We start from the raw sequence: 20,770 nt of genomic DNA, 5'->3' as shown, positions 1-20,770 counted from the left end.
GCCGGGCGTGACCAAGCACGGGCCTTCGTCGCCGCACGGGAGTTGACGGCGAGCAACCACGACGCAGCGGCGTGGAAGCAAATCAAAATCCGGACAAACCGCATCCCTGATGAGTAGCGTGTCCTCATGACCTATGAGCCGCCTGCCTCGCCGTCATCACCAGATGAGCCTTCGGCGGTGCCACCAAGGGCGGTCCCTTCGCCTGATGAGCCGATGACATTGCCGTTTGGGGCGGCTTCTTCGCCGGACGAGCCCATGGCAAGGCCACCGGCGGCGGCTTCTTCGCCGGATGAACCCATGGCAAGGCCGCCGGCGGGCCCGTCGCCGGATGAGACTGTGGCGGTGCCGCCGGTAGCGGCCCCTCACCCGGACGAACCGTATATGGCGGCCTCTGCTCCGGATCAGCCGATGGCTGCTTCACCGCCGCCCATGGCGGGCCCGCCGCCTGGTGCGCCGCCGGTTGGGCCTCCGCCCATGGCGGCTCCTCCGCCGTATGTGCCGCAGCCGCCGCAGCAGAAGTCCAACTGGTGGAAGATTCTGATCGCGATCGGCGCGGTGGTGGCGGTGTTGTGCTGCGCGGGCGCGGTCGGTTTGGGTATCTGGGGTTACAACAAGGTCAAGGACGTGGCCGGCCCGGCGCAGGACGCCGCGAACGCCTACCTCGACGATGTGCAGGCCGGAAATTACGGCGCGGCCTACAACCTGTTGTGTGCCAGCGCGAAAAGGCAAATCACCCAGCAGCAGTTCGCTCAGGCTCAGAGCATGCTCCCGAAGATCACGAAGCATGAGATCACCGGGTTCAACGTCAATAGTGTCAACGGGAAGAGCAGCGCGACGGTCAATGTGAGGCTGGAGCGCGAGCTCGTCGGCGAGACCAACCAGACCATTCAGCTGGTCAAGGAAGACGGCGACTGGAAGGTTTGCCAAGTCGGGGTGTAGCGATAGGCTTCGATGGTGATCGAAGTCGCCCATTACACCTCCAGTGGCGTCGTGCTCGACGGAAACGGCAATGTGCTGCTGATCCACCACCGAAACCATGGGCGCTGGCTGTGTCCGGGCGGTGAGATCGAGGCCGATGAGGATCCGCTGGCCGGTGCCGCGCGTGAGGTGCGCGAGGAGACGGGGATCGATGTCGAGCCGATCGGTGCGCCGAATTTCGAGCATCCGTCGCTGAGAAGTGTGTTGCCGCCATTCGCCGTGCTCGACATGATGGTGACCGATCGGCGTCTGGGCTATCACCGGCATATCAGCTTTGTGTACGTGTTCCGTCCGGTTTCCGGTGATCTGACACCGCAATTGGCCGAGGTGTCCGACGCTGCTTGGGTTCCGATCGACCAGGTGTCCACTTTGGAGGTGCCGGACGATTTGCCGGCCCTGGTGACCGCGGCGGCGGGCTGGGCGGCCGCTCGTGTCTAATGGGGCGATGGAACCGATCGACAGCCCCACCGATTGGGTGGCCAAACACATTCGCGACTATGTCGAATCCAACGGCGAGAAGGGCCACCACTGGCGTGGCATGGACATTCTGCTGCTGACCACCACCGGCCGCCGCAGCGGCAACCTGCGCCGCACCGCACTGATTTACGGCAAAGACGGCGATCGGTATGTGATCGTGGCTTCCTATGGAGGCAGACCAGACCATCCGCTGTGGTACCTGAACCTGCTGGCCGACCCGCAAGTCACTATCCAGGTCGGGGCCGACGTGATGAGCGCGCAAGCTTCGACGGCGCCGGCGGGGGAGCGGGAGCGGCTGTGGAAGATGATGGCCACCATCTTCCCCACCTATGACCAGTACCAGGGCTCGACCTCACGGGAGATCCCTGTGGTCGTGCTCACCCCGCTAGAGGGCGCGCCGCTTGACCCGCCAGACGAGCAGGGCTAGCAGCAGCGCCGCCAGGCCGACGTAGAGAGTGCTTTCGATGAGCTGGAAACCTGCCAGCCGGTCAGCCGGATGGTAGGTGATCCAGCGAAGGATGCCGTGCTCGTGCAGATAGGTCGCCGGGTCGATGCCGGCGTCGGTGGCCTTGTGTTCCCAGATCGTGGATGACAGCTCGCTGAAGTGTTTACCGGAGGCGTCGGCGAAGCCTTCGCCGAGGTTCCAGTCGAGCGGCTTGGCGGCCAGGCGTAGCTCCCGGCTGCCGGGCGGGATCTCCTGGGTCAGCGTGATGGGCGCGCGGAACTGCGGGCGTAGCCAGGTGGCCACCGCGATCCGTACGGTCACGAACACGACGATCGCGGTGGCGTAGGCGGGCAGGCTGCGCCGCAGCAGGGCACCGGCCAGGGCGGCGATGGCGAAGGCGAACAGCCCGTAGGCCATCGGGACTATCCCGGACAGGTCGAAACCGGTGATGTCGAAGCGGCCGAACAGGTCCAGCGGCTGCCGGAACCAGGCGACCGCCCCGGTGAAGGCCGCGCCCAGGGCGACGGTCAGCCCGGCCAGCGCGACAAGTTTGGCGGCCAGCCAACGCATCCGCGGTACCGCCTGGGTCCACGCCAGCTGCCACGTCCCCAGTTCGAGCTCGCGGGCCAGCAGAGGCGCGCCCAGGAAGGCGCCGATGGCCAGCGGGACGAAGTTGAGCAACGCCAGCATGGGCGCGGCGAAGTCGTAGCTTTGCTGCAGTGTGGCAAGGCCAACGATGCAGGCCCGATCGGTTGTCGGCGGGACGCATCGGCTGGCGCCATTGGGGAACAAGTCGTGCATCGGCTGCCCGACAATCACCAGCGCGGCCCCGATCGCGGCGATGAGCACCACGAGCGCAAGGGCTTCGGCGCGATGCTGGCGCCATATCAGCCATGTCATACCGTTGCCTCCTGATCGATGCCGCGGCGCAGATAGGCCAGCACGAGTTCTTCCAATGCGACCGGCTGTTCCTGCCAGCCCGGCAGGAGCGCCGTGCGCCCGTCGCGCACGAGCAGTGTGCTGTGCCGGTCGGCATGGTTTGCTTCGATAACGCTGCCCGACTTTCGCGGCCCGGTCTCCACGCGCGGCCCCGTCAACAACCGGTGCTGCCCAAGCAGATCGTCGATGTCGCCCTGCACGGCGACGTGGCCATGGTTGAGCACCACCAGGTGATCGCAGACTTGCTTCAGCTCATGCACAACATGGGAGGAGAACAGCACGGTCACCCCGTCGGCAGCCACCGCGCCCATCAGGGTTTGCTGAAACTCCAGCCGCGCCAGCGGGTCGAGGCTGGCCAGCGGCTCGTCGAGCACCAGCAGATCGGGCCGTTTGGCCAACGCGAGCGCCAGCGCGACCTGTGCCTGCTGCCCGCCGGAAAGCGCACCCGCCCGCCGGTTCAGCGGAATGTCCAATTGCGACAGCCGTTTGAGCGCCAGCCCCTCATCAAAGCGCACGTTGCAGCTGCGTCCGAAACGCAGCAGATCCGCGACCGTGAAGTGCCGATAGAGCGGATGGTCCTGCGCGAGGAAACCCACCCGCGACAACGCCTGTGGCGAATTCTCGGTGGGGGATTGGCCGAACACCTCCACCGTGCCCACCGTGGGCGCCACCAACCCCACGGCCATCCGCAGCAGCGTCGTCTTGCCCGCCCCGTTAGGCCCCACCAAGGCGATCACCTTGCCGGCCGGCAGCGCCAGCGTGCACCCGCGCAGCGCCCATTTCTTGCCGTAACGCTTGCCCAAACCCTCGGTCGCGAGCGCTTGCTCATTGCCCGTCATGCCGCTTCCTCGATCCTGGTCTGATGATGCACCGTGGCAAACAGTGCATTGACCGCATGCTCGTCCAGCCCCGCCGTATAGGCGCGACGCAGCCACGACTCCAGCCCCCGCCGCAACGCCGAATAGGTCGCCGGGGACATGGTTTTCGCCGTCGCCTCGTTGACGAACGTCCCGCTCCCGGGCCGGCCGGTGACAAGCGCCTCCTGCTCCAGCTGCCGGTAGGCCTTGGCCACCGTGTTCGGGTTGATGGCAAGCGTCTCCACGACCTCGCGGATCAGCGGAAGCCTGTCTCCCGGCTGGAGAAACCCGAGCAGCACCGCCTGGCGTACTTGGTGCACGAGCTGTAGGTACGGCGGCACGCCGGAACCGGCATCGAGCCGGAAGTGGAACATACGCCCTCCCTTTACGGCTTTACTAGGCGAGTAGTAAAGCAGTAAAGGTCGATCCTGGCTACACCTGTTCTTTGCTCGCCCGCTCCGAAGGTTCGGCTTTGTATTGCGCGCCTTGGCTTGGCGAGGTTGGCGCGGGCTTGGCGAGGTTGGCGCGCGGGCTTGGCGAGTTGGCCCGCGGGCTTGGCGAGTTGGCCCGCGCTGATCAGTCTGGGACGCCGGCCCGGCGGCGATGCCACCTCATCCCGGCCGCGCTTGCCGTCACCAGCACCACACCGGCAATGAGCAGGATCGCCGCACCGCCCACGGCGCCATCGGTCAGATCAGAGATCATTTCCGGTACCGCGAGCGTCACCCCGATCACCCCGCCCGCCAGCGTCATCAGCGACCGCTCCCACCGATACAACACCAGACAGCCAGCTGCCACCGCGAGGGTGAGCGCGTAAGCCCACGCCTCCGTGCCCCCCTCTGCCAGCGGCAGCTGCGCCCCCACGATCGCCAGCCCGAACCCGATCAGCAGCCCCAGCCACTTCGGCCGCGCCCAGCCCGCCACCGTCACCGCCGCCCACGCCGCGCCCAGGCCCAGCAGCGCCACGCCCACCCCCAGTGGCCGCGCATGCCACACCTCCTCGACCAGACTCACCACCGCCCCGACACTCATCGCCGCGGCCACCGCCACCCCCAGCCCAGTCGCCAACACCCACAGGCAGACCAGACTCACCGCCAACCCGGCCCAAAACCCCCACACCGCGTCGTAATCGCTGGCCGCCACCGCCGCCGCGAACGCCGCCGGGATCGAGGTCAGCGCCAACAGCACCCCCACCACCCGCCGCCGCGCCCCCTCAAGCGCACGGATCCGTCCCGGCCCCTCCGCCACCAGCAGCGCCGCCGCCACGAACAACGCCGCCACCCCGGCCAGGATCGCCGTCTGCCACCCGCGCCCCAGCCGGTCCCACGTCGACCCCACCAGCAGCGCCGCGCCGCCCAAAATCAGCCCGCCGCCCAGGTACCCGGCAACCTCGATCAGCCACCCCACCCGAGGCCCGCCAGCAGCCGCAGAAAACTCCCGCCGCACCGCCTCCGCCTGCGCCTGGGTCAACTCCCCAGACGCCACCAGACGCCCCAACGCAGCTTGTTGATCATCGCTGATCGGCATACCCTCAGCATGCGTCCAGACGACCAGTCTGAATACCGGTTCAATGCCGCGTTGTGAAGATCAACCCGGCCGTGTACAGTGGTCCCTCGTGCGGCCGCCGCCTTCACGGAAGCGGACGTACGCACCCTGTCCGGGTGGCGGAATGGCAGACGCGCTAGCTTGAGGTGCTAGTGCCCGTATAGGGCGTGGGGGTTCAAGTCCCCCCTCGGACACGTTATTTCCCCACGACTTCAATTGACGCCATCCGATTTCCGGGTGGCGTTTCTGCGTTGTGGCGCGCCGGGCGTTGTTTCGGGATGGGTGCCATGCGGGGTGGTTTCTGTTCGAGGACGATGCTGCCGTCGATCTCGAGTCGCCAGAGGTGATGGTCGCACCAGATGGCGGTCTGATGGTTTTCCAGGATGGCGATCAGGTCAGCGGTGGCGATGTCGGCTCGGGCGAGGAAGATCATGGCTTGGTCTTCGCGGGCGTAGATGTTCTTGATCGGAGATGTCCAGCGATGCCTTGAGCTCGTGCGTCCGTGTCGGCAGCGGTGGGCGGGGCGGCCGTGGCTCCAATGCGGTTCCAGCCGCCGGCCGCAAGGCTCGCACGAGAACAGGCCGGTCATCGTGAACTCGTGCGTGATTGTCGTGGTGCTGTGGATGGCCTGAGCGGTGATGAAGTCGGCTTCGCTGACCAGAGGCTCGTGCACGACGTCGTGGGAGATGGTCCATTGCTGGACTTTGCTCCATCGGTAGACCTCGGCGTGGCCGAGCGGGTCGTCGGCTTGGTCGAGGCTGCCGTGGTCGGTGTGCTGCCGGTTCCATACCTGCCGGCCGGTATAGCGCGGGTTGCCCAGGATCGACGCGACCGTGCGCAACGTCCATGCAGTTCCGCTCCGGTGAGGGTTGCGGTCCGGGTCGTGCGCAGAAGGGCAGGGGATGTGTTGTTCGTTGAGGCTGACCGTGATAGCGGCCACGCTCCAACCTGCCAGGCGTTGCGCGAACATCCACGAAACCCACGGCGCCGTGACCGGGTCCGGTGCGTAGCGGTGCAGCCGTCGTCCCCACCGGGCGTGGGCTCTGTTGGGGTGTGGCCCGCCGTTGACGATCATGTAGCCGTAAGGTGGCCGCCCACCGACGGCGCGGCCCTGCTCGGCGACCTGGAACTGCATCGCGGCCTTGACCCGGAACCGTGCCCGCTGCACTTCCCGTTTGGCGTGTACACCAAGCAGTTTCAGTAGGGACAGGTGCATCGGGTCGCGGATGTCGACGGGGCCGCCGAGTTCGGGCAGCCACACCGCGACGCCGTAGCGTTCGAACATTGGCGCCAGCTGGATCAGCTGGTCGCCGCAGAAGGCCCGTTCGAATTCGCCGACCACGATCGCGTCGAACCCGCGGGAAGGCTCTCGCATGGCGGTAAGGAGTTGGGCGGCTTGGGGGCGGCGTGCCCAGCCACGGCTGCGGGTGAATCCTTGGTCGATGTATTCGGCGACGATGGTGCCGTGTCCGTTGATGAGGTCTTCGGCCATGGCGCGCTGCCAGCCGGCGGAGGTGGCGAAGTCTTGAAAGCGGTCGGTGGACATCCTGCCGTAAAACGCGAACCGGATACCCGCCGAAACGGCGGCTCCGTTGTGCCGCAACGACCAGTCAGCCTTGCGATCGGCGCGGGTGATCCACGAGCCGAGCAGATCCGATCCGTTGCGGGGGAGGGGCGGCATGAGGAGTCACCTCGATTCGCCTGCGTCAGATGCTCACGATCCCAATAATCCAACAACGGGAATTGGGTGTAAATCGCCCATAAGGATGTCAGCTGGAAGAGCTGCGGCGAGGACTTACGTTAGGACGAAAACGAAAGATCCAATGTGGATCCTGGAGCCGACCGAGGTGTCCGTATAGCCATCGTGCGTGAGAATCTTCTGCGTACTGGCCATGTGAGAATTGGCTGCCAGCGCCCTTCCCTCGGACCCGACTCAACCAGCAATGTTCTGATGAGGACCCTTATGTGAGACGGAGCCGCAGCCCGTCGCGACCGGCGTGCCACCGAGCGCATACATAATCGACATAAAGGGGTACACGACGGTGAGTCAGCCGATCCACAGCTTGTGGTTCAGATAAACCCGCAGAATCGCGCCAGCACGCAACGTATCGATGTAGATGCTGCGTTCCGATGAGCGGGTGCGACAAGGGCTGACTGCTGAAGCAGCAGCGGCGGCAGGCTGGCCTGGCAAGACGGCAAATCCCTTTCTGCGGACGCGGAACGATCCGGCTAGGTTCCCTCCGTCACCTGGACCCATTGCCCTACCGAACCAGGTTCCGGTACCAGCTCAAAAGCAGCTAGGAACGCAGCAAGAGCCGCAGCCTACGACAGTGTCGGTCTGGCGCTGCCTCGGTCGAAGGCTCGATTTGGTGGGACGGCTGGGATGGAGCTGGACGAACCAGAGCGGGCCGGAAAGACTGGCGCAATGCCGAACGCATACAAGAACCCTCGTGGTCACGATGCAGTGCGTCGATGGTGTTCGCAGACGCTGGCGCGAGGGGACTTTCCACTCACCGGCACGGCCGTGGACACCAGCGCCGGACATGTGCAGCTCGCCAGCGCCGGCTCCGGCCGGCCGCGAGTCGTCGTGGTCCCCGGAACGGGATCCAACGCCGCAGTGGCTCTGCCATGGCTGCGGGCGCTGTCAGCTCGCTGGGCGACTACGGTGGTGGATCTGCCCGGTCAGCCTGGACTCAGCGACCCACACCGGCCTCGCCGGACCCGGCTTGCCTGGTACGGCCGAGTGCTCGACGAGGTTCTCACGGCCACACAGATGGACGAGGTTGTGCTGGTGGGCAATTCGCTGGGCGCCGCGGTCGCCCTGGCCGCCGGCTCTCCCCGGATCGCAGCCCGGGCGCTGATCTCACCGGCGGGTTTCATACGGCTATCCGTGGACCCGAAACTGGCGCTGGCATCAGCCATTTGGCTTCTACGGCCCACATCCGATCACACGCGCCGCATGCTCCGTTTGTTCGTCGCCCCCACTGAGGATCCGCCCGAGACCGACGTGGAATGGATGACCCTCATGGCCGGTTCTTGCCGCACCACCCTGGCCCCGCCGCCGCTGCCCACCGAGCTACTAGCCCGCCGCGCCGAGCTGCCGTGCGTCGTCGGGGTAGGGGAACATGACCGGTTCCTGCCACCCCGGCGACTGGCACCAGCCGTGCACCGAACCATGAACCTCGACCTTCGGGTCCTGCCCGGCATGGGCCACCTGACCACTCCACAGCATCTCGACGATGTGGTGTCACTGGTGGCCCAGGTCGCCGATTAGGAGGTGTAAGTCGCAGATCGGAATCCGATGGGGCGCATGGCAGCCAACTACAGAGTTAGGCTTTCGGTCCGCTAGAGGTCTGTTCTGTCGACGGCGGGTTGATCAACTTCCCGGCGGACCGGGTGAAGCAACGTATCCTCGCGGCCCTCTCTTTGCGCGCCGGCCAGGCCCGGTCGACCGGAGAGCTCGTCTGGTCGGCCGCGGGACTGGGCATGGCCCTCGACAGACGCAAACCCAGTAGTTGAACGCTTCGAGCGGGCACACCGGATGGCTGGTTCAGGCCGGCCATGACCCTGGGTCGAGGGTGACTTGTGGCAGGCCTTGAGTTTGACCCCGGGCCTGGGCCCAGTGGCGGTGGGTTAGCCGGCCGCCGGTGACGGTGAGTTCGCCGACGTTGCTGTGCTGCAGGACGACCTGCTTGTTGCTCATGTGCGCCAGGTAGGTGATCTGCTCGATGAGGTCCGGGTCGCGGCGGAAGCGCTCCTTGGCCTTGGTGAGTTCGCCGGTTGCGGTGGCCGGGATTCTGGTGACCGGGCCTTCGTCGCCGGAGGGCAGCCACCAGTGCCAGGCTTGGCGTAGGTCGACCCGGCCACCGAGGAAGACGGAGGCCGCACCCAGCATTCCGGTGGGCATGTTCTTCAGCGCGCTGCTGGTGAACTGTCCGATCCGGATGGTCTGTCCGGCCTGTGTCAGCCGGGCGGCGACCTGGAAGGCGTAGTGCACATCGCCGGAAAGGATCGCCACGGTGGAAAGGCCGGCCCCGGCGAGCAATCGCATCAAGTCCACGAAACTCAGCGGGTTTGGCCGCCACGACTCCAGGTCGGTGGTAGCTTCCCCGGCCACTGCGGCGATCGCCTCGATCGCACCCTCGATGGCGTCGACACCGAACACCGGCCCGGGAGTGACCACGATCGCCGTGCCCGTTCCGGAGAGGGATTTGAGCAGGCCGGCCAGCCGTGCCCGTTCGTCGGGGTCGAGCAGCCGCGGCGCCCTCGTGTTACGTGGATAGAAATAGCCTTCGGTGCGACCCAAGTCGACCCGGTAGTCGAGCGCACCGCGCGTGGCGGCACGGCGGGTGCGGGTATTGAGCATCAGCACCGGAGGGTCGGTCGGCGCTACATAGGACCACTCTTTGAATTCAAAGAGGGCTTTCTCCGCTGCTGCTTCGTTTTTTCCGGTACGGCAGTAGTCGGTGACCGGATTGACGAACGAGCCGAGGTCGAAGGCCTGTGGTGTGTTGCCCCAGGCCTGAAACGCCCAGTAGGCGCACAGCGCGTTGAGCACGATGCGCCGGCCGGTGGCGTTGGCGTGGAAGGTTTTGGTCCATTCCGGGGTGAGGTTCCAGTCGTCGGTGACCTCATGATCATCGAAGATCATGTAGGTGGGGATGTTGGCCAGCACCCGCCGGGCGGCGCCGCTGCCACGGCGGGCCTCGTTGAGTTTGGTGATCTGCTCGGAGAGCATGGGCTGAAAGCCTTTCGGCTTGTCCTGTGGATCCACGCGGATCGACCGGTTCCACGGTTCGGGCCACAGATCGGGGTTCCAGGCCAGCAGGTAGGTCGCGGCGAACTCGCCGAAGGTCAGCAGATGGTTGTGTCCCTCGCTGGAAGTGAGCGTCAGCTTCGCCTGGTCCTTCAAATAGCGGGCCCGGCCACGCACGCTGATCTTCCCGGGTTCGGGTACCCCGGGAAGGTCTTCGGCGCGGCCGATTAGCCGGGTGGCCCACTCGTTGATCGGTTGCGCCAGCAGATCGGCGACGTCGTCGGCGTAGATCTGGTCGCCGGTGAGCAAGAGGGTCGCTGCCCGTTTGGCAGGGTCTTTGGCGTTGCGCTTGAGCAGCTCCTCGGTGGCCAGCATGGCATCGTCGCCGTCACCGTGGAACTTGCGGCACGAGGCGTACAGGATGCGGGCGGACGCCTTCGGTCCGGGCAGGACGAAGGTGGGCAGCGGGAATGGCTCGATCACCAGATCGGACAGCTTGGCCAGCTCCCGCAGCCTGCGTTTGCCGCCGTCCTCCATGACGTCATAGGCCAGGATGGTGTCGATCGGGAACTTTCCTTTACCGCTGGCGGCGTCGATCGGTACCACATCAAAAAGATGAATCCACAGCTTCTCGCCCAGCTGCAGCGGCGTGGTCTGCGCCGGTCCCCGGGTCGAGATCGGCGCGGACAGCGCCGGCGATCGCGCCGTGGGATCGGCAATTTTATAGATCTCGACGTCGAGTTTGAGGTCCTGGGAGGTGGCCAGCCACACATGGACCCGGTCGGCGGTGGCGCGCCGCACGACCGGACCGGCCAGGATGATCGGCGGCTTAGATGGTAAGCCGGTCATAGATGAACCCCTCTGTGGGTACGGTCACGTCGAACTCGTCGATGATCGGGTAGACGTCCTGTGGGGTCAGTGGTGTCGACGGGGCGCCTACCGGCGAGTCGACGGCCACGTAGTTGGGTCCGGTGGGGGTGACCGCCCGTTGTGAGCGCCGGGTTTGGTCGATGTCGGCCAGGACTTCGGCCAGCGGCCCATTGCCAGGGTCGTAGCCGCGCTGGCCCTCGATGTGCTTGGCCAGCCAGGCGATCGCCTCGCGTTCGCGGCCGGGCCGGATGGGCAGGCAGGCACGCACCCATGGGCTGTTGAGGAACTCGTTGCGCCGGCTGTCCCCGTCGGCCTGGATCATCCAGCCCAGCGAGACGCCCATGGGTGCCGGTTCGCTGTCGGCGGTGATGGTGTACTCGGGCCGGCCCAATCCGGTGGCCACCGGGGCGTAACGCGGCCGCCACCAGCTGGGGTGGGTGTAGGTGAACATCATTTCGATGTCGAAGAAGCGGTGGAAGTACTCGATCTCGATCGGGGCCGGGTAGGACGGGTCGTCGCCGCGTGCGAACAGCTGCGAGACCATCCGGTTCATCACCTCGTAGCGTTCCTCCCGGCGCAGGTCGTTGGCGGGCCGGGGCCGGATCTTGCTCATCTCGGTGATGAGCGCCTTCTCCCTTTCGAACTTGTCCTGTTGGGAGCGTTCGGTCAGGTCGGCGCGCAACGCGTCGACCTGCGCCTTCCAGTCGGCGATGGCCTGCCCGTCGGGCTCCCAGCCGTAGGTGTAGCTGACGTTGACCGCGGCCGAGTCACCTTGATGGACGCCGATCTTCACCTTGTAGGTGCCCGATGTTTCGTCCCAGCTCTCGTCCCACTGGATGCCGTTGAGCGGGGCGGGTGCGGCGTCGTCCTTGCCGCCGCCTTCCAGGTCGGTGATCGAGTCGATGGCCAGCTGTGTCACCCGCCGTCCCGGGCCTGGGGTCACCACCACTTCGACGGTGGGAAAGACCGCCAGATTGACCGGGAATCCGGGCGGGGTGTCCAGGTAGACGGTGGCCGAGGTGCTGCCGGTGTCAGTGCCGCCGCGGGGGCGGGGTGGCGAGCCGGGCGGCACATCCGGTACCACGATCTCGTCCGCTTCGCGGAAGTGCACGAAGCGGCTGCGTGCCAGGCCCGCGCCGGGCTCGCAGATGTATACCTGCCACACCAGCTGTGGCCCCAGATCCTGAACCTTGACCCGCACTCGGCGTAGCACCCGCCGCAGCCCGTAGCTGACCGGCTCGGGAGAGTCGTTGCGGATGACCCGCCGGGTCAGGTTGGTGGCGGTGACATCGGTGACGTCACGCACCTTGAGACTGAAGGACTTGGTGATCCGCTCGGAAGCCTTGGTGGTTACCTCTTTGAGCCGGCGGGTGCTTTCCTCCCGCCCGTTCTGCGCGCTGGCCTTGATGTTGGCGCTGGCCGATGCGCCGGCCTGCCAGATGCCTGCCGCGCCGCCGGAGGAGTTGACCGACATGGCCACCGAGTTGTCCCGCTGCACCAGCGAGGAGACCTTGTCGGAGACCTCCTCCAGGTTCTTCTCCTCGGTCGCGGATTCGCTGACCTGCTCGGTGCCCAGCTCGATCTGCTCCTCGTGGATCTGGCGGCGCACCGACTCGTACAACACCTCCAGGGTTTCCAGTGGCGCCACGGTGAACGCCTGTTCGATCGGGCCGTAGCCTTCGTCGAGATGGAAGTACAGCTGCCGGTAGAAGTGGGCAACGCCGATGGGCGACAACGCTTCCTCCACCGAGCCCGGCGGCAGGTAGTCGTAGATCCGGTCGCCGATCGCCTTGGCCAGCCGCTCGGATAGCCGCGCGCCCTGCGGGCTCTTGAGCCAGGCATCGACGGCGCCGGTCATGTCATGCAACAGCCGGGTCTGGGTGCCGTGAAAATCAAAATTTGGGGGTACCCAGCCCAGCGCCCGGTTGACCACGGTGGGTGCGACGCGCACGTTGGCCAGCCGGGACCGCAGATTCTTCAGCAGCGCCCGGGATCCGGCGAATTCGCTCGGGCTGGGCGTGTCGGCCACCTCAGGCACAGGATCGACAGCCAGGAACCGGCGGGCGGCACCGACCCGCATGGCGGTAGGAAGATTGCCCCGGACCCGGGCGACCGCGGCACCCTTGTGGGCGCGCCAAGCGACCGTTGAAGCGAAGGTGCCCAGCGCCCAATCGGAGATCCAGCGAAGGATCAGCGGCTCATAGACGGCGACGGTCAACGTCGCATACGCGTCGCGAAACGGCGAAAGCTGCGTAGTCACATCAAAGTCCAACGACGACGGTTCAGCGAGGGTGTCCGGTTAGCTGGGTCGAGTGGCTGTCCGCCTAACGGACTATCCGTTTTCCTCTTCATCGTGTGCTCCGGTCTAGTGTGTGATGGCAGTGACCTTGAGTGGCTGTGGAGGTGGTGGTGGAGGCTGCGCCCGGCGGTGCGATCCAGACCGATGCGCCGCTGATCGATGCCGAACTCGCCGGCCGGCTGCGCGGCGGCGACGAGAAAGCGTTCGCCGAGCTGCTGGACGGCTGGTCGCAGGCCATGCTGCGCGTGGCGCGGGGATACGTGTCCAGTGACCAGACGGCCGAGGATGTGGTGCAAGAGACCTGGCTGGCAGTGATCCGTGGTATCGACCGGTTCGAGGGCCGCTCGTCGTTGCGCACCTGGGTGTACCGGATCCTGGTCAACATCGCCAAGGCGCACCGGGCCAGAGACAGCCGCACCGTGCCATGGCCCGCACTGGCCGAAGACGACACCGCGCCGACTGTGGACAGGGGCCGTTTCCAGAGCGCGGATGAGCCGTACCCGGGACATTGGCGCAGGTTCCCGATGGTGTGGCCGTCGCCGGAGACCGACGTCGTAGCCCACGAGGTCCGCGACACCATCGAGGCGGCGGTGGCCGAGCTGCCGCAGCGCCAGCGCCTGGTGCTCACCTTGCGGGACATGCACGGATACAGTGCCGTCGAAGTCTGCGAGATCCTGGAGGTCAGCCCGCAGAACCAACGGGTGCTGCTACACCGGGCGCGTGCCGCGGTCCGGGCGCGGCTGGAAGAATACTTCGGCCGGCCGTCGACGGGCGGGGGAGAGGCGAGATGAACTGCGACGAGTTCGTGGAGCTGGTGACCGCCTATCTGGAGGGCGCCCTGGACGAGGCTACCCAGCAGCGGTTCGCGGCGCATCTGTCCGAATGCGACGGTTGCGAACGTTACCTCGACCAGATCCGCCAAACCGTGCAGACCCTGGCAACGCTGCCGCCGCACAGTCTCGGCGGCCAAGCACGCGACCGGCTGCTGGAAGCATTTCGCGAGTTCCACCGGTAACGTGGTGTTGCGATTGGTGAAATCGTTGTCCGGACCGCGAACCATCGATGCTCCTTCACCTGGTGTAGATGCCACCCGTTCAGTGCCTCTAGGCCCACCCGGCGTTACACGCCCGCAGTAGCGACATGCTGGCAGATAGCTGACAAACAGCAGCTGTCCGTATCTGTGCGCACGGCCGGAATACGTGGCTGGCGAAGTGATGGTCGAATAGCCGCAGGCTAGCTGCCCGATCAGCAGCTGGCATCCCCGCGCGCGGCTGCTTGGGCGGCGGCACTGCGGCGATGGAGGTAGTTTTGCTCGGCTTCGTTCGTGACTCTTGCTGCGGCTGCGGTGTAGCCGGCGGCGGCTTCGCCGTGGCGGCCGGCCATGTCGAGCAGGTGGGCGCGGACGGCGTCCAGCCTGTGGTTTCCGGCTAGTTCGGTCTCCAACAGTCTGAGCATTGCCAGGCCGGTTTCGGGGCCGTGGACCATGGCGGCGGCGATGGCTTGGTTGAGCCGGATCATGGGGTTGTTGGAGATGCGGGCAAGAAGGTCGTATATGGCAAGGATTTGTGGCCAGTCGGTGTCAGCGGTGGAGGTGGCTTCGTCGTGGATGGCGGCGATGGCGGCCTGTAGCTGGTAGTAGCCTGCCCGCTGTTGGCGCAGTGCGGCGGTGATGAGTGCGGTGCCTCCGGCGATGAGGTCTTGGTCCCAGCGGGTTCGGTCTTGCTCGTCGAGCGGGATGAGTTCGCCGTGAGGTCCGGTACGGGCGGGTCGGCGGGCTTCGGTCAGGAGCATGAGCGCGAGCAGGCCAGCGGCTTCGGGCTCGCCGGGCATGGCTTGGTAAAGCAGTCGTGCCAGGCGGATTGCTTCGGCGGTGAGGTCTGCGCGGGATACGGCTGGTCCGGTGGTGGCGGTGTGGCCTTCGTTGAACACCAGGTAGAGGATGTGCAGTACGCTGCGCAGCCGTTGCGGTATTTCGTTGGTGGCTGGCATTTGCAGAGGCATTCCGGATTCGGTGATGCGCTGTTTGGCGCGGCTGATCCGTTTGCCTATTGCCGCCTCGGGCAGCAGGAGAGCGCGGGCGATTTCGGCGGTAGTGAGGCCGCCGACCGCCCGCAGAGTCAGCGGGATCGCGTAAGCCGGGGTGAGGGCCGGGTGGCAGCACATGAACAACAGCGGCAGTGAATCGTCCAAATTGGAAGACTGCTCGGGTGTTGTTGTTTCCTGCTGTGCGGCAAGGGTTTCACGGTGATGCCGGGCAGTGTCGGCACGCCATATGTCGATCAGGCGCCGGGTTGCGACCGTGATGAGCCAGCTACGTGCCTGCGCGGGGATTCCGTCTGAAGTCCACTGCTGGGATGCGGTGATGAGGGCTTCCTGGACGGCGTCTTCAGCATTGGTGAAGTCGCCGTAGCGGCGGATGAGCGCGGTGAGGACCTGCGGCGCGAGTTCGCGCAGCAGGTCCTCGACAGCGCCGGGCTGGGTCACAGTTCCGGCTTCGCGCCGCTCATGATGGCGCGGACTTCGATCGGCTGGCGCATGGGCTGCCCGCCTGGGCCTGGCCCGGCGGAGGTGCGCGCGGCGATGTCGATGGCGCGTTGTTCGCTGTCGACGTCGATAAGCCAGTACCCCGCCAGGAATTCCTTCATTTCCGGGAACGGGCCGTCGGAGACGACCGGCGCGTCGACACCGTCGCTTATGACGATCTTGGCGGTTTGTGGGCCGGCCAGCCTCCCGGTGTCGATCAACTCTCCGTTGTCGGTCAGTTCCTGCCAGATCTGCTGCATGTGTTGACCGCTGGCCTGCATGTCCTGCGCTGTCCACGGCTGCCCGCCTCCGTTGTCGGGGCGCAGGTTCATCATCAGCAGGTACTTCATGGTCGCCTTCTTTCTTGTGGTGCCGCCCCCGGATGGGCGTGTCCCTCGCCTGGTGATCGGAGCTGTCGCGCGGATTTGGACAGGATCACCCCTCGCCGGTTTCGAGGAGGTGTTTGAGCCTGGCGAGATCCTTGGTGTTGGCGCGGCGCATCGCGGCGGCCATCGCGCGCCCGGCGACAGCGGCGAAACCGGAAGGTTCACCACGGTTACGCAAGGTCATGCGGGTGTGGGCCGCGTCGATGGGGATGAAGGCGTAGGTGGTTTCCATCGGAAACGGGCCCTGGCTGGTGCGCATCACCAGCTTGCGGCCGGGCTCGAACTCGGCGACTTCGTAGGTGTAGCGCAAGGTGCGGCCAAGGAACCGGGCCACAAACTCGATGCGCGACCCGACCGCGAGCGGGGGCGGGGTCTGCCAGGTCACCGAGGTGATGTTGGCGTACCAGCGGGGAGCGTTGCCGGGGTCACCGGCGAACGCGGCGACCTGCTCGCACGGTGCGGCGATCACAGTCTCAGTCAGCACGTCGACGGCCATGGTCTTCATCCTGTCAGGGCCGGGCGCGACCACCGACGGGGGTTATCCGCCGGTTTGGGCGAAGTCGATTGCCTCGCCGATCAGGGTGTTCCAGCGGCGCCGTTGCGGCTTGTCGATGGCTACCCACTCGCGAAACATGCGCCCGGCCGGGGCGAACGGCTGCCCGTGCCCCTGCCGGATCAGTTCGGCGACGCGGTCTTGGGGAAGTTTGACCAGCAGCGCGCCCGTGGTGCGGTCGATCGAGGCAAAGAACCTGCCGTGGTAGCGCAGGCACGGGTACCCCATCATGGTCGACCGGGACACCGCAGCCTGCGCGCACAGCGGCTCGGCCAGGTCCCAGAACAGCTCTTCCCCAGTCACGGTATTCCCCCCTTTTGCTTGCTGCCGGGTGGTGTGCCGCGGCCCAGGCCTCTCCCGTGCCGCGGCATTACTGTCACAGGCCCGGCTACGGCGCTGCCGAGAACGGCTTGAACAGCGCCAGCTGCGCCCCGCCAGGATCGGCGATGCGCACCGAGGTACCCGCCGGGCCCTCGGTTGGCCCGGCGAGCACGGTGGCGCCCAACGCCACTGCCTGCTTGGCTGCCTGGTCCAGATCATCGACGACAACGTAGGGCAGCCACTGCCCGGCGTCGTCTGACGCGGTGATACCGGCCCACGGCTGCGCGCCGCCGATGAACGACCGGTAGCCGCCGACGCCGGCATCGGCGATGGACCAGCCGAACAGGTCCCCGTAGAACCCGGCGGTCTTGCCCGGGTCGGCGCTGGCCAGATCAAACCACATGAATGGTGCCGTCACGTTCCACACTCCCTCACAGGTCAACGGATCGAGCGCGGCCGGGCTGGCCGCGTTCACCATGTCTGATCCACCAGAGGGCTGGTTTTCATCGGTGCTGTCACCGTCTGGCGCTAACCTGTGTCGTTGTGAGCACGCACGCAGCGGTCGACGGCGAAACAGCCCTGCTCGCCGCGGCCCTGGCTGGCGACCATGAAGCGTTCGCCGCGCTGCTGGCCGCGCACCGGCGGGCGTTGCATGTGCACTGCTACCGCATGCTCGGCTCGCTGGATGACGCCGACGACGCGATGCAGGAAGTCCAGCTGCTGGCGTGGCGCGGTCTGAGCGGCTTCGCCGGCCGTGCCCCGCTGCGGCATTGGCTGTACCGGATCGCCACCACGACATGTCTCAAAATGATCCGCGCAAGGCCAGGTCTGCCGGTGGCCGCTTCAGACATCATCTACCTGCAGCCCTACCCCGACCGGCTGCTCGACCAGCTCACCGCGGCCGACGGCGACCGGCCGCCGCCGCCGTTTCTCGGGACAGCGTCGCGCTGGCGTTCGTCGCCGCGTTGCAGCAACTGCCCGCGACCCAGCGCGCGGCGCTGCTACTACGTGACGTGCTCACCTTCAGCCCCGCCGAAACCGCCGCACAGCTGGACACCACCGTCGCCGCCGCCAACTCACTGCTGCAACGAGCCCGCGCCGGCATGGCCGCACCACACCGGCCCAGCAGGGCGCTCGAACCAGTCGAACAGCAGATCCTGCAGCGTTTCATCACCGCCTGGCACGCCCGCGACATCCCGGCGCTGGCAGCATTGCTGCGCGAGGACGCCATCTTGCGCATGCCACCCGAACGCGCCGAATTCGCCGGCAGGCAAGCCATCGCAGACTTCTTCGCCACCGTGCCCGCCGACGGGCGCCTCGACCTCATCGAGCTGGTCGCGATCCACGCCAACGGGCAGCCCGCCGTGGCGGCATACCTTCCCGACAACCGCGGGGCCTGCAACGGGTACGGCATCATGGTCTTCGACATCACCGGCACCACCAACGACGCCGCAATCGCGATGATCACCGGCTTCCCCCAAGCGGGCCTGTTCCCCGCCTTCGACATACCCACCAGCCGCCCAGCGACCTGACCGGGGGGCCGCAACAGCTTGGATGGCGTGGGTGACGTTGGCGGTGACGATGCAGTGCCGACCGCCGCGCCGGTCGTGACATCGAGTTGGCTGGGGCTGTGCAGCAGCGAAGTGGGCCTCTTCACGCCGTGCGTGTCTTCCACAGCGGACGCTGGCGCAGCAGTGTCGTGGCCACCACTACCAGTGCCGCGACGCCGTAACCGATTTGCAGTGACTGGTGTATTTCCAGGTGAAGGTTGCCGTAGTACTGCGCGACGTATCCGGCGGCGACCACGGCCAGCCATTCGGGCCGGTCGCTCATGGCGGCCAGAGCGACCAGCAGGATGGTGTACCACGAGTAGCCCGGCGTTGCCACGAGAAGCATGACCCCGGCCATGATGGTGGCGCTACGCCAGGGCCGATCCGGGTCGGAGTGCCAGAACACGTAGGCCGCTGTGGCTGCCAGGATGACGACGGCAGTCCCCAGGCGTAGCGATGACGGCAGGAACAGCAGCAGTGCGAAGCGGCTGCCCGTGTCGTAGCCTTCGCCGGTCAGGTAGTCGGGCAGGTAGCCCAGCACGCCGGCGCCGGTGCCGAGAACGTGGGGCAGGTACACCAGAATGACGGTGAGCAATGCGGTGCCGGCTACCAGAAGCGGGCGGCGGCGCAGCATCGAGGGTCCGGCCACCACCGGAATGATCTTGGTGGCGATGGCCAGTCCGAGCAAGGCGGCTCCGGCCGCGGTACCCCGCCATGTTGCCGCCCGCCCGGCAACCAGGAGCGCGGCCACCGTCAGCAATGTGCTTATGACATCCAGGTGGGCGTTGTTGCCCGCCTCGATCGCCACCAGCGGACACCACGCCCACAGAGCGGCCAGCCTGGGATCGGCCCCGGTTTTGGGAAGAACGATCACCAGCAGGATCGCTACCGCGAGCACGGCGAGCACTGCCGCCACCTGCATCGGCCCCTCTTGCGAGCCGGATGGGGAAAGTGCCTGCACGGCAAGGAAAAACGCCTGAGCCACCGGCGGGTAGATGGTGGGCACGGTGGGCCGGTTGATCAGCGAGCATCCCTGCGTGACGTCGGGCTGGCCTTGCGATGCTGTCGCCGGCACGCACCACGTGGAATGCTGCGGCCAAAGGAAATCGTCGCGCAGGTGGACAAGTTCCGGTGCGGCGGGCACATACCGATACGGGCCGATGCCGTCGGCCTGGACCCGGCCGTCCCAGATGTAGCGGTAAAGGTCGTCACTGGTACGCGGCGGGGCGAACCCGGCGGCTAGCGGCAGGCCGATCGCGCCAAGGATGATGAGCGCCACCGCGGCTTTGCGGGGAACGCCCCGCACGAGCCATGCACCGCAGGCGAACAGGACCCAGGCGCTACCCATGAGGACATACCACGTCCAGGCGCCCTGCCACGCCGGGGGATGGACCAGCCACCAGACGCACAGGCCCAGCGCGGCAAGGCAGGCGGCGGCACCCACGGTGCGCAACATGGTCTGTGGCGGGTTCACGGCAGCTCGAACGGCAGGGTCATGCCGTCCAGCGCGTTCGCGCACGCGCACGGGCGGGCCGTGTCTACGGCGGCGATGCCGGCCAGCAGGAGTGTTCGCATCTTGGCGGTGTTGTCGGCGAAGACCCTAAACACCTCGTCTTGGGTGACGCCGCGCTCACCGTCGACGCCCGCGTCCAGGTCGGTCACCAAGGCGATCGTGGCGTAGCACATGGCCAGTTCGCGAGCCAAGGCTGCCTCCGGTGCGCCGGTCATATTGATGACGCCTGCCCCGGCGGCCGCAAAGCCGCGAGACTCGGCGCGGGTGGAGAACCGAGGCCCGTTGATGACGACCATGGTGCCGCCGTCGACGACGGGTTGGCCCGCAGAAGCCGCAGTGTCCAAAATAGACTGCCGTAGGTGTGGGCAGTACGGGTCGGCGAAGTTGATGTGCACGGCGCCCGTGTCGTAAAACGTGTGCTCGCGCCCGCTTGTGCGGTCGACGAGCTGATCGGGTACGACGAAAGTTCCAGCACCGAGCTGCGGTTGCAAGCCGCCGACCGCGCATGGTGCCAGAATCTGGCGGCAGCCCAGGGAGCGAAGCGCCCACATGTTTGCCCGGTACGGGATCACGTGCGCGGGGTAGCGGTGGCCGGAACCGTGGCGCGGCAGGAATGCCACCGACCGGCCGGCGACAGGCGCGATCGTGACAACGCCCGACGGATCGCCGTAGGGTGTGGTGAGTTTGTGCTCGGAGGCGGAGTCGCCGAACAGCTCATACAGTCCGGACCCACCGATAATCCCTATCTGTGCCTGCAT

Annotated in this window: 22 protein-coding genes and 1 tRNA gene; 8 read left to right on the top strand and 15 right to left on the bottom strand. The window is 66.7% G+C overall.

Annotated elements, in window-relative coordinates; genetic code table 11:
- Positions 1 to 474: 474 nt before the first annotated feature.
- The 3 genes from Rhe02_RS16605 to Rhe02_RS16595 are packed head-to-tail and all read left to right on the top strand — an operon-like array spanning position 475 to position 1,882.
- Positions 475 to 939, top strand: coding sequence for an Rv0361 family membrane protein (locus Rhe02_RS16605; RefSeq protein WP_203909134.1), 465 nt, complete (start codon positions 475 to 477; stop codon positions 937 to 939).
- A gap of 15 nt (positions 940 to 954) precedes the next feature.
- Positions 955 to 1,416 carry an NUDIX hydrolase gene (locus Rhe02_RS16600; RefSeq protein WP_203909133.1) on the top strand — a complete coding sequence of 154 codons (462 nt, stop codon included), beginning with the start codon at positions 955 to 957 and terminating at the stop codon, positions 1,414 to 1,416.
- A gap of 7 nt (positions 1,417 to 1,423) precedes the next feature.
- Complete coding sequence (locus tag Rhe02_RS16595) at positions 1,424 to 1,882, top strand: nitroreductase family deazaflavin-dependent oxidoreductase (RefSeq protein WP_203909132.1); 459 nt, start codon at positions 1,424 to 1,426, stop codon at positions 1,880 to 1,882.
- On the opposite strand, the gene Rhe02_RS16590 is transcribed toward Rhe02_RS16595, so the two are convergent.
- The 4 genes from Rhe02_RS16590 to Rhe02_RS16575 all read right to left on the bottom strand — a co-directional run bounded on the left by Rhe02_RS16590 (position 1,841) and on the right by Rhe02_RS16575 (position 5,223).
- Positions 1,841 to 2,800 carry an ABC-2 membrane transporter-related protein gene (locus Rhe02_RS16590; RefSeq protein ID WP_203909131.1) on the bottom strand — a complete coding sequence of 320 codons (960 nt, stop codon included), beginning with the start codon at positions 2,798 to 2,800 and terminating at the stop codon, positions 1,841 to 1,843. The two genes, Rhe02_RS16595 and Rhe02_RS16590, sit on opposite strands and share 42 nt — an antisense overlap.
- On the bottom strand, positions 2,797 to 3,678 hold the full coding sequence (locus Rhe02_RS16585) for an ABC transporter ATP-binding protein (RefSeq protein WP_203909130.1): 882 nt from the start codon (positions 3,676 to 3,678) through the stop codon (positions 2,797 to 2,799). Before Rhe02_RS16585 ends, Rhe02_RS16590 begins: the two co-directional genes overlap by 4 nt.
- Positions 3,675 to 4,070 (bottom strand): GntR family transcriptional regulator, encoded by a 396-nt coding sequence (locus Rhe02_RS16580; protein ID WP_203909129.1) that lies wholly within the window; start codon positions 4,068 to 4,070, stop codon positions 3,675 to 3,677. The genes Rhe02_RS16585 and Rhe02_RS16580 overlap by 4 nt, the downstream gene beginning before the upstream one ends.
- Before the next feature lie 202 nt (positions 4,071 to 4,272).
- Positions 4,273 to 5,223 (bottom strand): hypothetical protein, encoded by a 951-nt coding sequence (locus Rhe02_RS16575; RefSeq protein ID WP_203909128.1) that lies wholly within the window; start codon positions 5,221 to 5,223, stop codon positions 4,273 to 4,275.
- Between the two features lie 128 nt (positions 5,224 to 5,351).
- Between Rhe02_RS16575 and Rhe02_RS16570 the strand changes: the two genes are divergently transcribed.
- Positions 5,352 to 5,435, top strand: a tRNA-Leu gene (locus Rhe02_RS16570).
- Positions 5,436 to 5,437: 2 nt separating this feature from the next.
- Here the strand turns inward: Rhe02_RS16570 and Rhe02_RS16565 are convergent.
- Positions 5,438 to 6,922, bottom strand: a complete 1,485-nt coding sequence (locus tag Rhe02_RS16565; protein WP_203909127.1) for a recombinase family protein — start codon at positions 6,920 to 6,922, stop codon at positions 5,438 to 5,440.
- A gap of 744 nt (positions 6,923 to 7,666) precedes the next feature.
- Here Rhe02_RS16565 and Rhe02_RS16560 point away from each other — a divergent pair.
- Positions 7,667 to 8,515 carry an alpha/beta fold hydrolase gene (locus Rhe02_RS16560; RefSeq protein WP_203909126.1) on the top strand — a complete coding sequence of 283 codons (849 nt, stop codon included), beginning with the start codon at positions 7,667 to 7,669 and terminating at the stop codon, positions 8,513 to 8,515.
- Positions 8,516 to 8,791: 276 nt separating this feature from the next.
- On the opposite strand, the gene Rhe02_RS16555 is transcribed toward Rhe02_RS16560, so the two are convergent.
- On the bottom strand, positions 8,792 to 10,846 hold the full coding sequence (locus Rhe02_RS16555; protein ID WP_203909125.1) for a metallophosphoesterase family protein: 2,055 nt from the start codon (positions 10,844 to 10,846) through the stop codon (positions 8,792 to 8,794).
- A complete protein-coding gene (locus Rhe02_RS16550) occupies positions 10,827 to 13,127 on the bottom strand; it encodes a hypothetical protein (protein ID WP_203909124.1) in 2,301 nt (766 codons plus the stop codon). The genes Rhe02_RS16555 and Rhe02_RS16550 overlap by 20 nt, the downstream gene beginning before the upstream one ends.
- A gap of 131 nt (positions 13,128 to 13,258) precedes the next feature.
- Between Rhe02_RS16550 and Rhe02_RS16545 the strand changes: the two genes are divergently transcribed.
- Together Rhe02_RS16545 and Rhe02_RS16540 are read left to right on the top strand one after the other, a co-directional pair.
- A complete protein-coding gene (locus Rhe02_RS16545) occupies positions 13,259 to 13,957 on the top strand; it encodes an RNA polymerase sigma factor (protein WP_239123870.1) in 699 nt (232 codons plus the stop codon).
- Entirely contained in the window at positions 13,954 to 14,181 is a 228-nt protein-coding gene (locus Rhe02_RS16540) for an anti-sigma factor family protein (RefSeq protein WP_203909123.1), read from the top strand. Before Rhe02_RS16545 ends, Rhe02_RS16540 begins: the two co-directional genes overlap by 4 nt.
- Before the next feature lie 230 nt (positions 14,182 to 14,411).
- On the opposite strand, the gene Rhe02_RS16535 is transcribed toward Rhe02_RS16540, so the two are convergent.
- From Rhe02_RS16535 to Rhe02_RS51160, 6 genes are all read right to left on the bottom strand, one after another.
- Positions 14,412 to 15,650: an RNA polymerase sigma factor gene (locus tag Rhe02_RS16535; protein ID WP_203909122.1), complete on the bottom strand. Its 1,239-nt coding sequence runs from the start codon at positions 15,648 to 15,650 to the stop codon at positions 14,412 to 14,414.
- Positions 15,647 to 16,039: a YciI family protein gene (locus Rhe02_RS16530; RefSeq protein WP_203909121.1), complete on the bottom strand. Its 393-nt coding sequence runs from the start codon at positions 16,037 to 16,039 to the stop codon at positions 15,647 to 15,649. Before Rhe02_RS16530 ends, Rhe02_RS16535 begins: the two co-directional genes overlap by 4 nt.
- 85 nt (positions 16,040 to 16,124) lie before the next feature.
- Complete coding sequence (locus Rhe02_RS16525; protein WP_203909120.1) at positions 16,125 to 16,571, bottom strand: SRPBCC family protein; 447 nt, start codon at positions 16,569 to 16,571, stop codon at positions 16,125 to 16,127.
- A gap of 42 nt (positions 16,572 to 16,613) precedes the next feature.
- Positions 16,614 to 16,931, bottom strand: coding sequence for a hypothetical protein (locus Rhe02_RS16520; protein ID WP_203909119.1), 318 nt, complete (start codon positions 16,929 to 16,931; stop codon positions 16,614 to 16,616).
- A gap of 85 nt (positions 16,932 to 17,016) precedes the next feature.
- On the bottom strand, positions 17,017 to 17,427 hold the full coding sequence (locus tag Rhe02_RS16515; RefSeq protein WP_203909118.1) for a VOC family protein: 411 nt from the start codon (positions 17,425 to 17,427) through the stop codon (positions 17,017 to 17,019).
- Between the two features lie 50 nt (positions 17,428 to 17,477).
- Positions 17,478 to 17,720: a hypothetical protein gene (locus Rhe02_RS51160; RefSeq protein ID WP_239123869.1), complete on the bottom strand. Its 243-nt coding sequence runs from the start codon at positions 17,718 to 17,720 to the stop codon at positions 17,478 to 17,480.
- Between Rhe02_RS51160 and Rhe02_RS16505 the strand changes: the two genes are divergently transcribed.
- Positions 17,619 to 18,413 carry a sigma factor gene (locus tag Rhe02_RS16505; protein WP_505973675.1) on the top strand — a complete coding sequence of 265 codons (795 nt, stop codon included), beginning with the start codon at positions 17,619 to 17,621 and terminating at the stop codon, positions 18,411 to 18,413. The genes Rhe02_RS51160 and Rhe02_RS16505 overlap by 102 nt on opposite strands.
- 189 nt (positions 18,414 to 18,602) lie before the next feature.
- Here the strand turns inward: Rhe02_RS16505 and Rhe02_RS16500 are convergent, their stop codons facing one another.
- On the bottom strand, positions 18,603 to 19,973 hold the full coding sequence (locus tag Rhe02_RS16500) for a glycosyltransferase 87 family protein (protein WP_203909116.1): 1,371 nt from the start codon (positions 19,971 to 19,973) through the stop codon (positions 18,603 to 18,605).
- Positions 19,970 to 20,770, bottom strand: a complete 801-nt coding sequence (locus Rhe02_RS16495; RefSeq protein ID WP_203909115.1) for an S-methyl-5'-thioadenosine phosphorylase — start codon at positions 20,768 to 20,770, stop codon at positions 19,970 to 19,972. The genes Rhe02_RS16500 and Rhe02_RS16495 overlap by 4 nt, the downstream gene beginning before the upstream one ends.

The organism is Rhizocola hellebori (assembly GCF_016862955.1).
In the GTDB taxonomy this organism is placed as follows: Bacteria; Actinomycetota; Actinomycetes; order Mycobacteriales; family Micromonosporaceae; genus Rhizocola; species Rhizocola hellebori.
This window is presented reverse-complemented; position numbering and strand designations above follow the sequence as displayed.

Excerpts from the sequence above, each read along its gene's own strand:
- Rhe02_RS16495 (WP_203909115.1), bottom strand. The coding sequence starts at position 20,770 with ATGCAGGCACAGATAGGGATTATCGGTGGGTCCGGACTGTATGAGCTG.
- Rhe02_RS16565 (WP_203909127.1), bottom strand. The coding sequence starts at position 6,922 with ATGCCGCCCCTCCCCCGCAACGGATCGGATCTGCTCGGCTCGTGGATC.
- Rhe02_RS16580 (WP_203909129.1), bottom strand. The coding sequence starts at position 4,070 with ATGTTCCACTTCCGGCTCGATGCCGGTTCCGGCGTGCCGCCGTACCTA.
- Rhe02_RS16590 (WP_203909131.1), bottom strand. The coding sequence starts at position 2,800 with ATGACATGGCTGATATGGCGCCAGCATCGCGCCGAAGCCCTTGCGCTC.
- Rhe02_RS16525 (WP_203909120.1), bottom strand. The coding sequence starts at position 16,571 with ATGGCCGTCGACGTGCTGACTGAGACTGTGATCGCCGCACCGTGCGAG.
- Rhe02_RS16540 (WP_203909123.1), top strand. The coding sequence starts at position 13,954 with ATGAACTGCGACGAGTTCGTGGAGCTGGTGACCGCCTATCTGGAGGGC.
- Rhe02_RS16560 (WP_203909126.1), top strand. The coding sequence starts at position 7,667 with ATGCCGAACGCATACAAGAACCCTCGTGGTCACGATGCAGTGCGTCGA.
- Rhe02_RS16505 (WP_505973675.1), top strand. The coding sequence starts at position 17,619 with ATGCTCGGCTCGCTGGATGACGCCGACGACGCGATGCAGGAAGTCCAG.
- Rhe02_RS16575 (WP_203909128.1), bottom strand. The coding sequence starts at position 5,223 with ATGCCGATCAGCGATGATCAACAAGCTGCGTTGGGGCGTCTGGTGGCG.
- Rhe02_RS16605 (WP_203909134.1), top strand. The coding sequence starts at position 475 with ATGGCGGCTCCTCCGCCGTATGTGCCGCAGCCGCCGCAGCAGAAGTCC.
- Rhe02_RS16555 (WP_203909125.1), bottom strand. The coding sequence starts at position 10,846 with ATGACCGGCTTACCATCTAAGCCGCCGATCATCCTGGCCGGTCCGGTC.
- Rhe02_RS16585 (WP_203909130.1), bottom strand. The coding sequence starts at position 3,678 with ATGACGGGCAATGAGCAAGCGCTCGCGACCGAGGGTTTGGGCAAGCGT.
- Rhe02_RS16530 (WP_203909121.1), bottom strand. The coding sequence starts at position 16,039 with ATGAAGTACCTGCTGATGATGAACCTGCGCCCCGACAACGGAGGCGGG.
- Rhe02_RS16515 (WP_203909118.1), bottom strand. The coding sequence starts at position 17,427 with ATGGTGAACGCGGCCAGCCCGGCCGCGCTCGATCCGTTGACCTGTGAG.
- Rhe02_RS16595 (WP_203909132.1), top strand. The coding sequence starts at position 1,424 with ATGGAACCGATCGACAGCCCCACCGATTGGGTGGCCAAACACATTCGC.
- Rhe02_RS51160 (WP_239123869.1), bottom strand. The coding sequence starts at position 17,720 with ATGCCGCAGCGGGGCACGGCCGGCGAAGCCGCTCAGACCGCGCCACGC.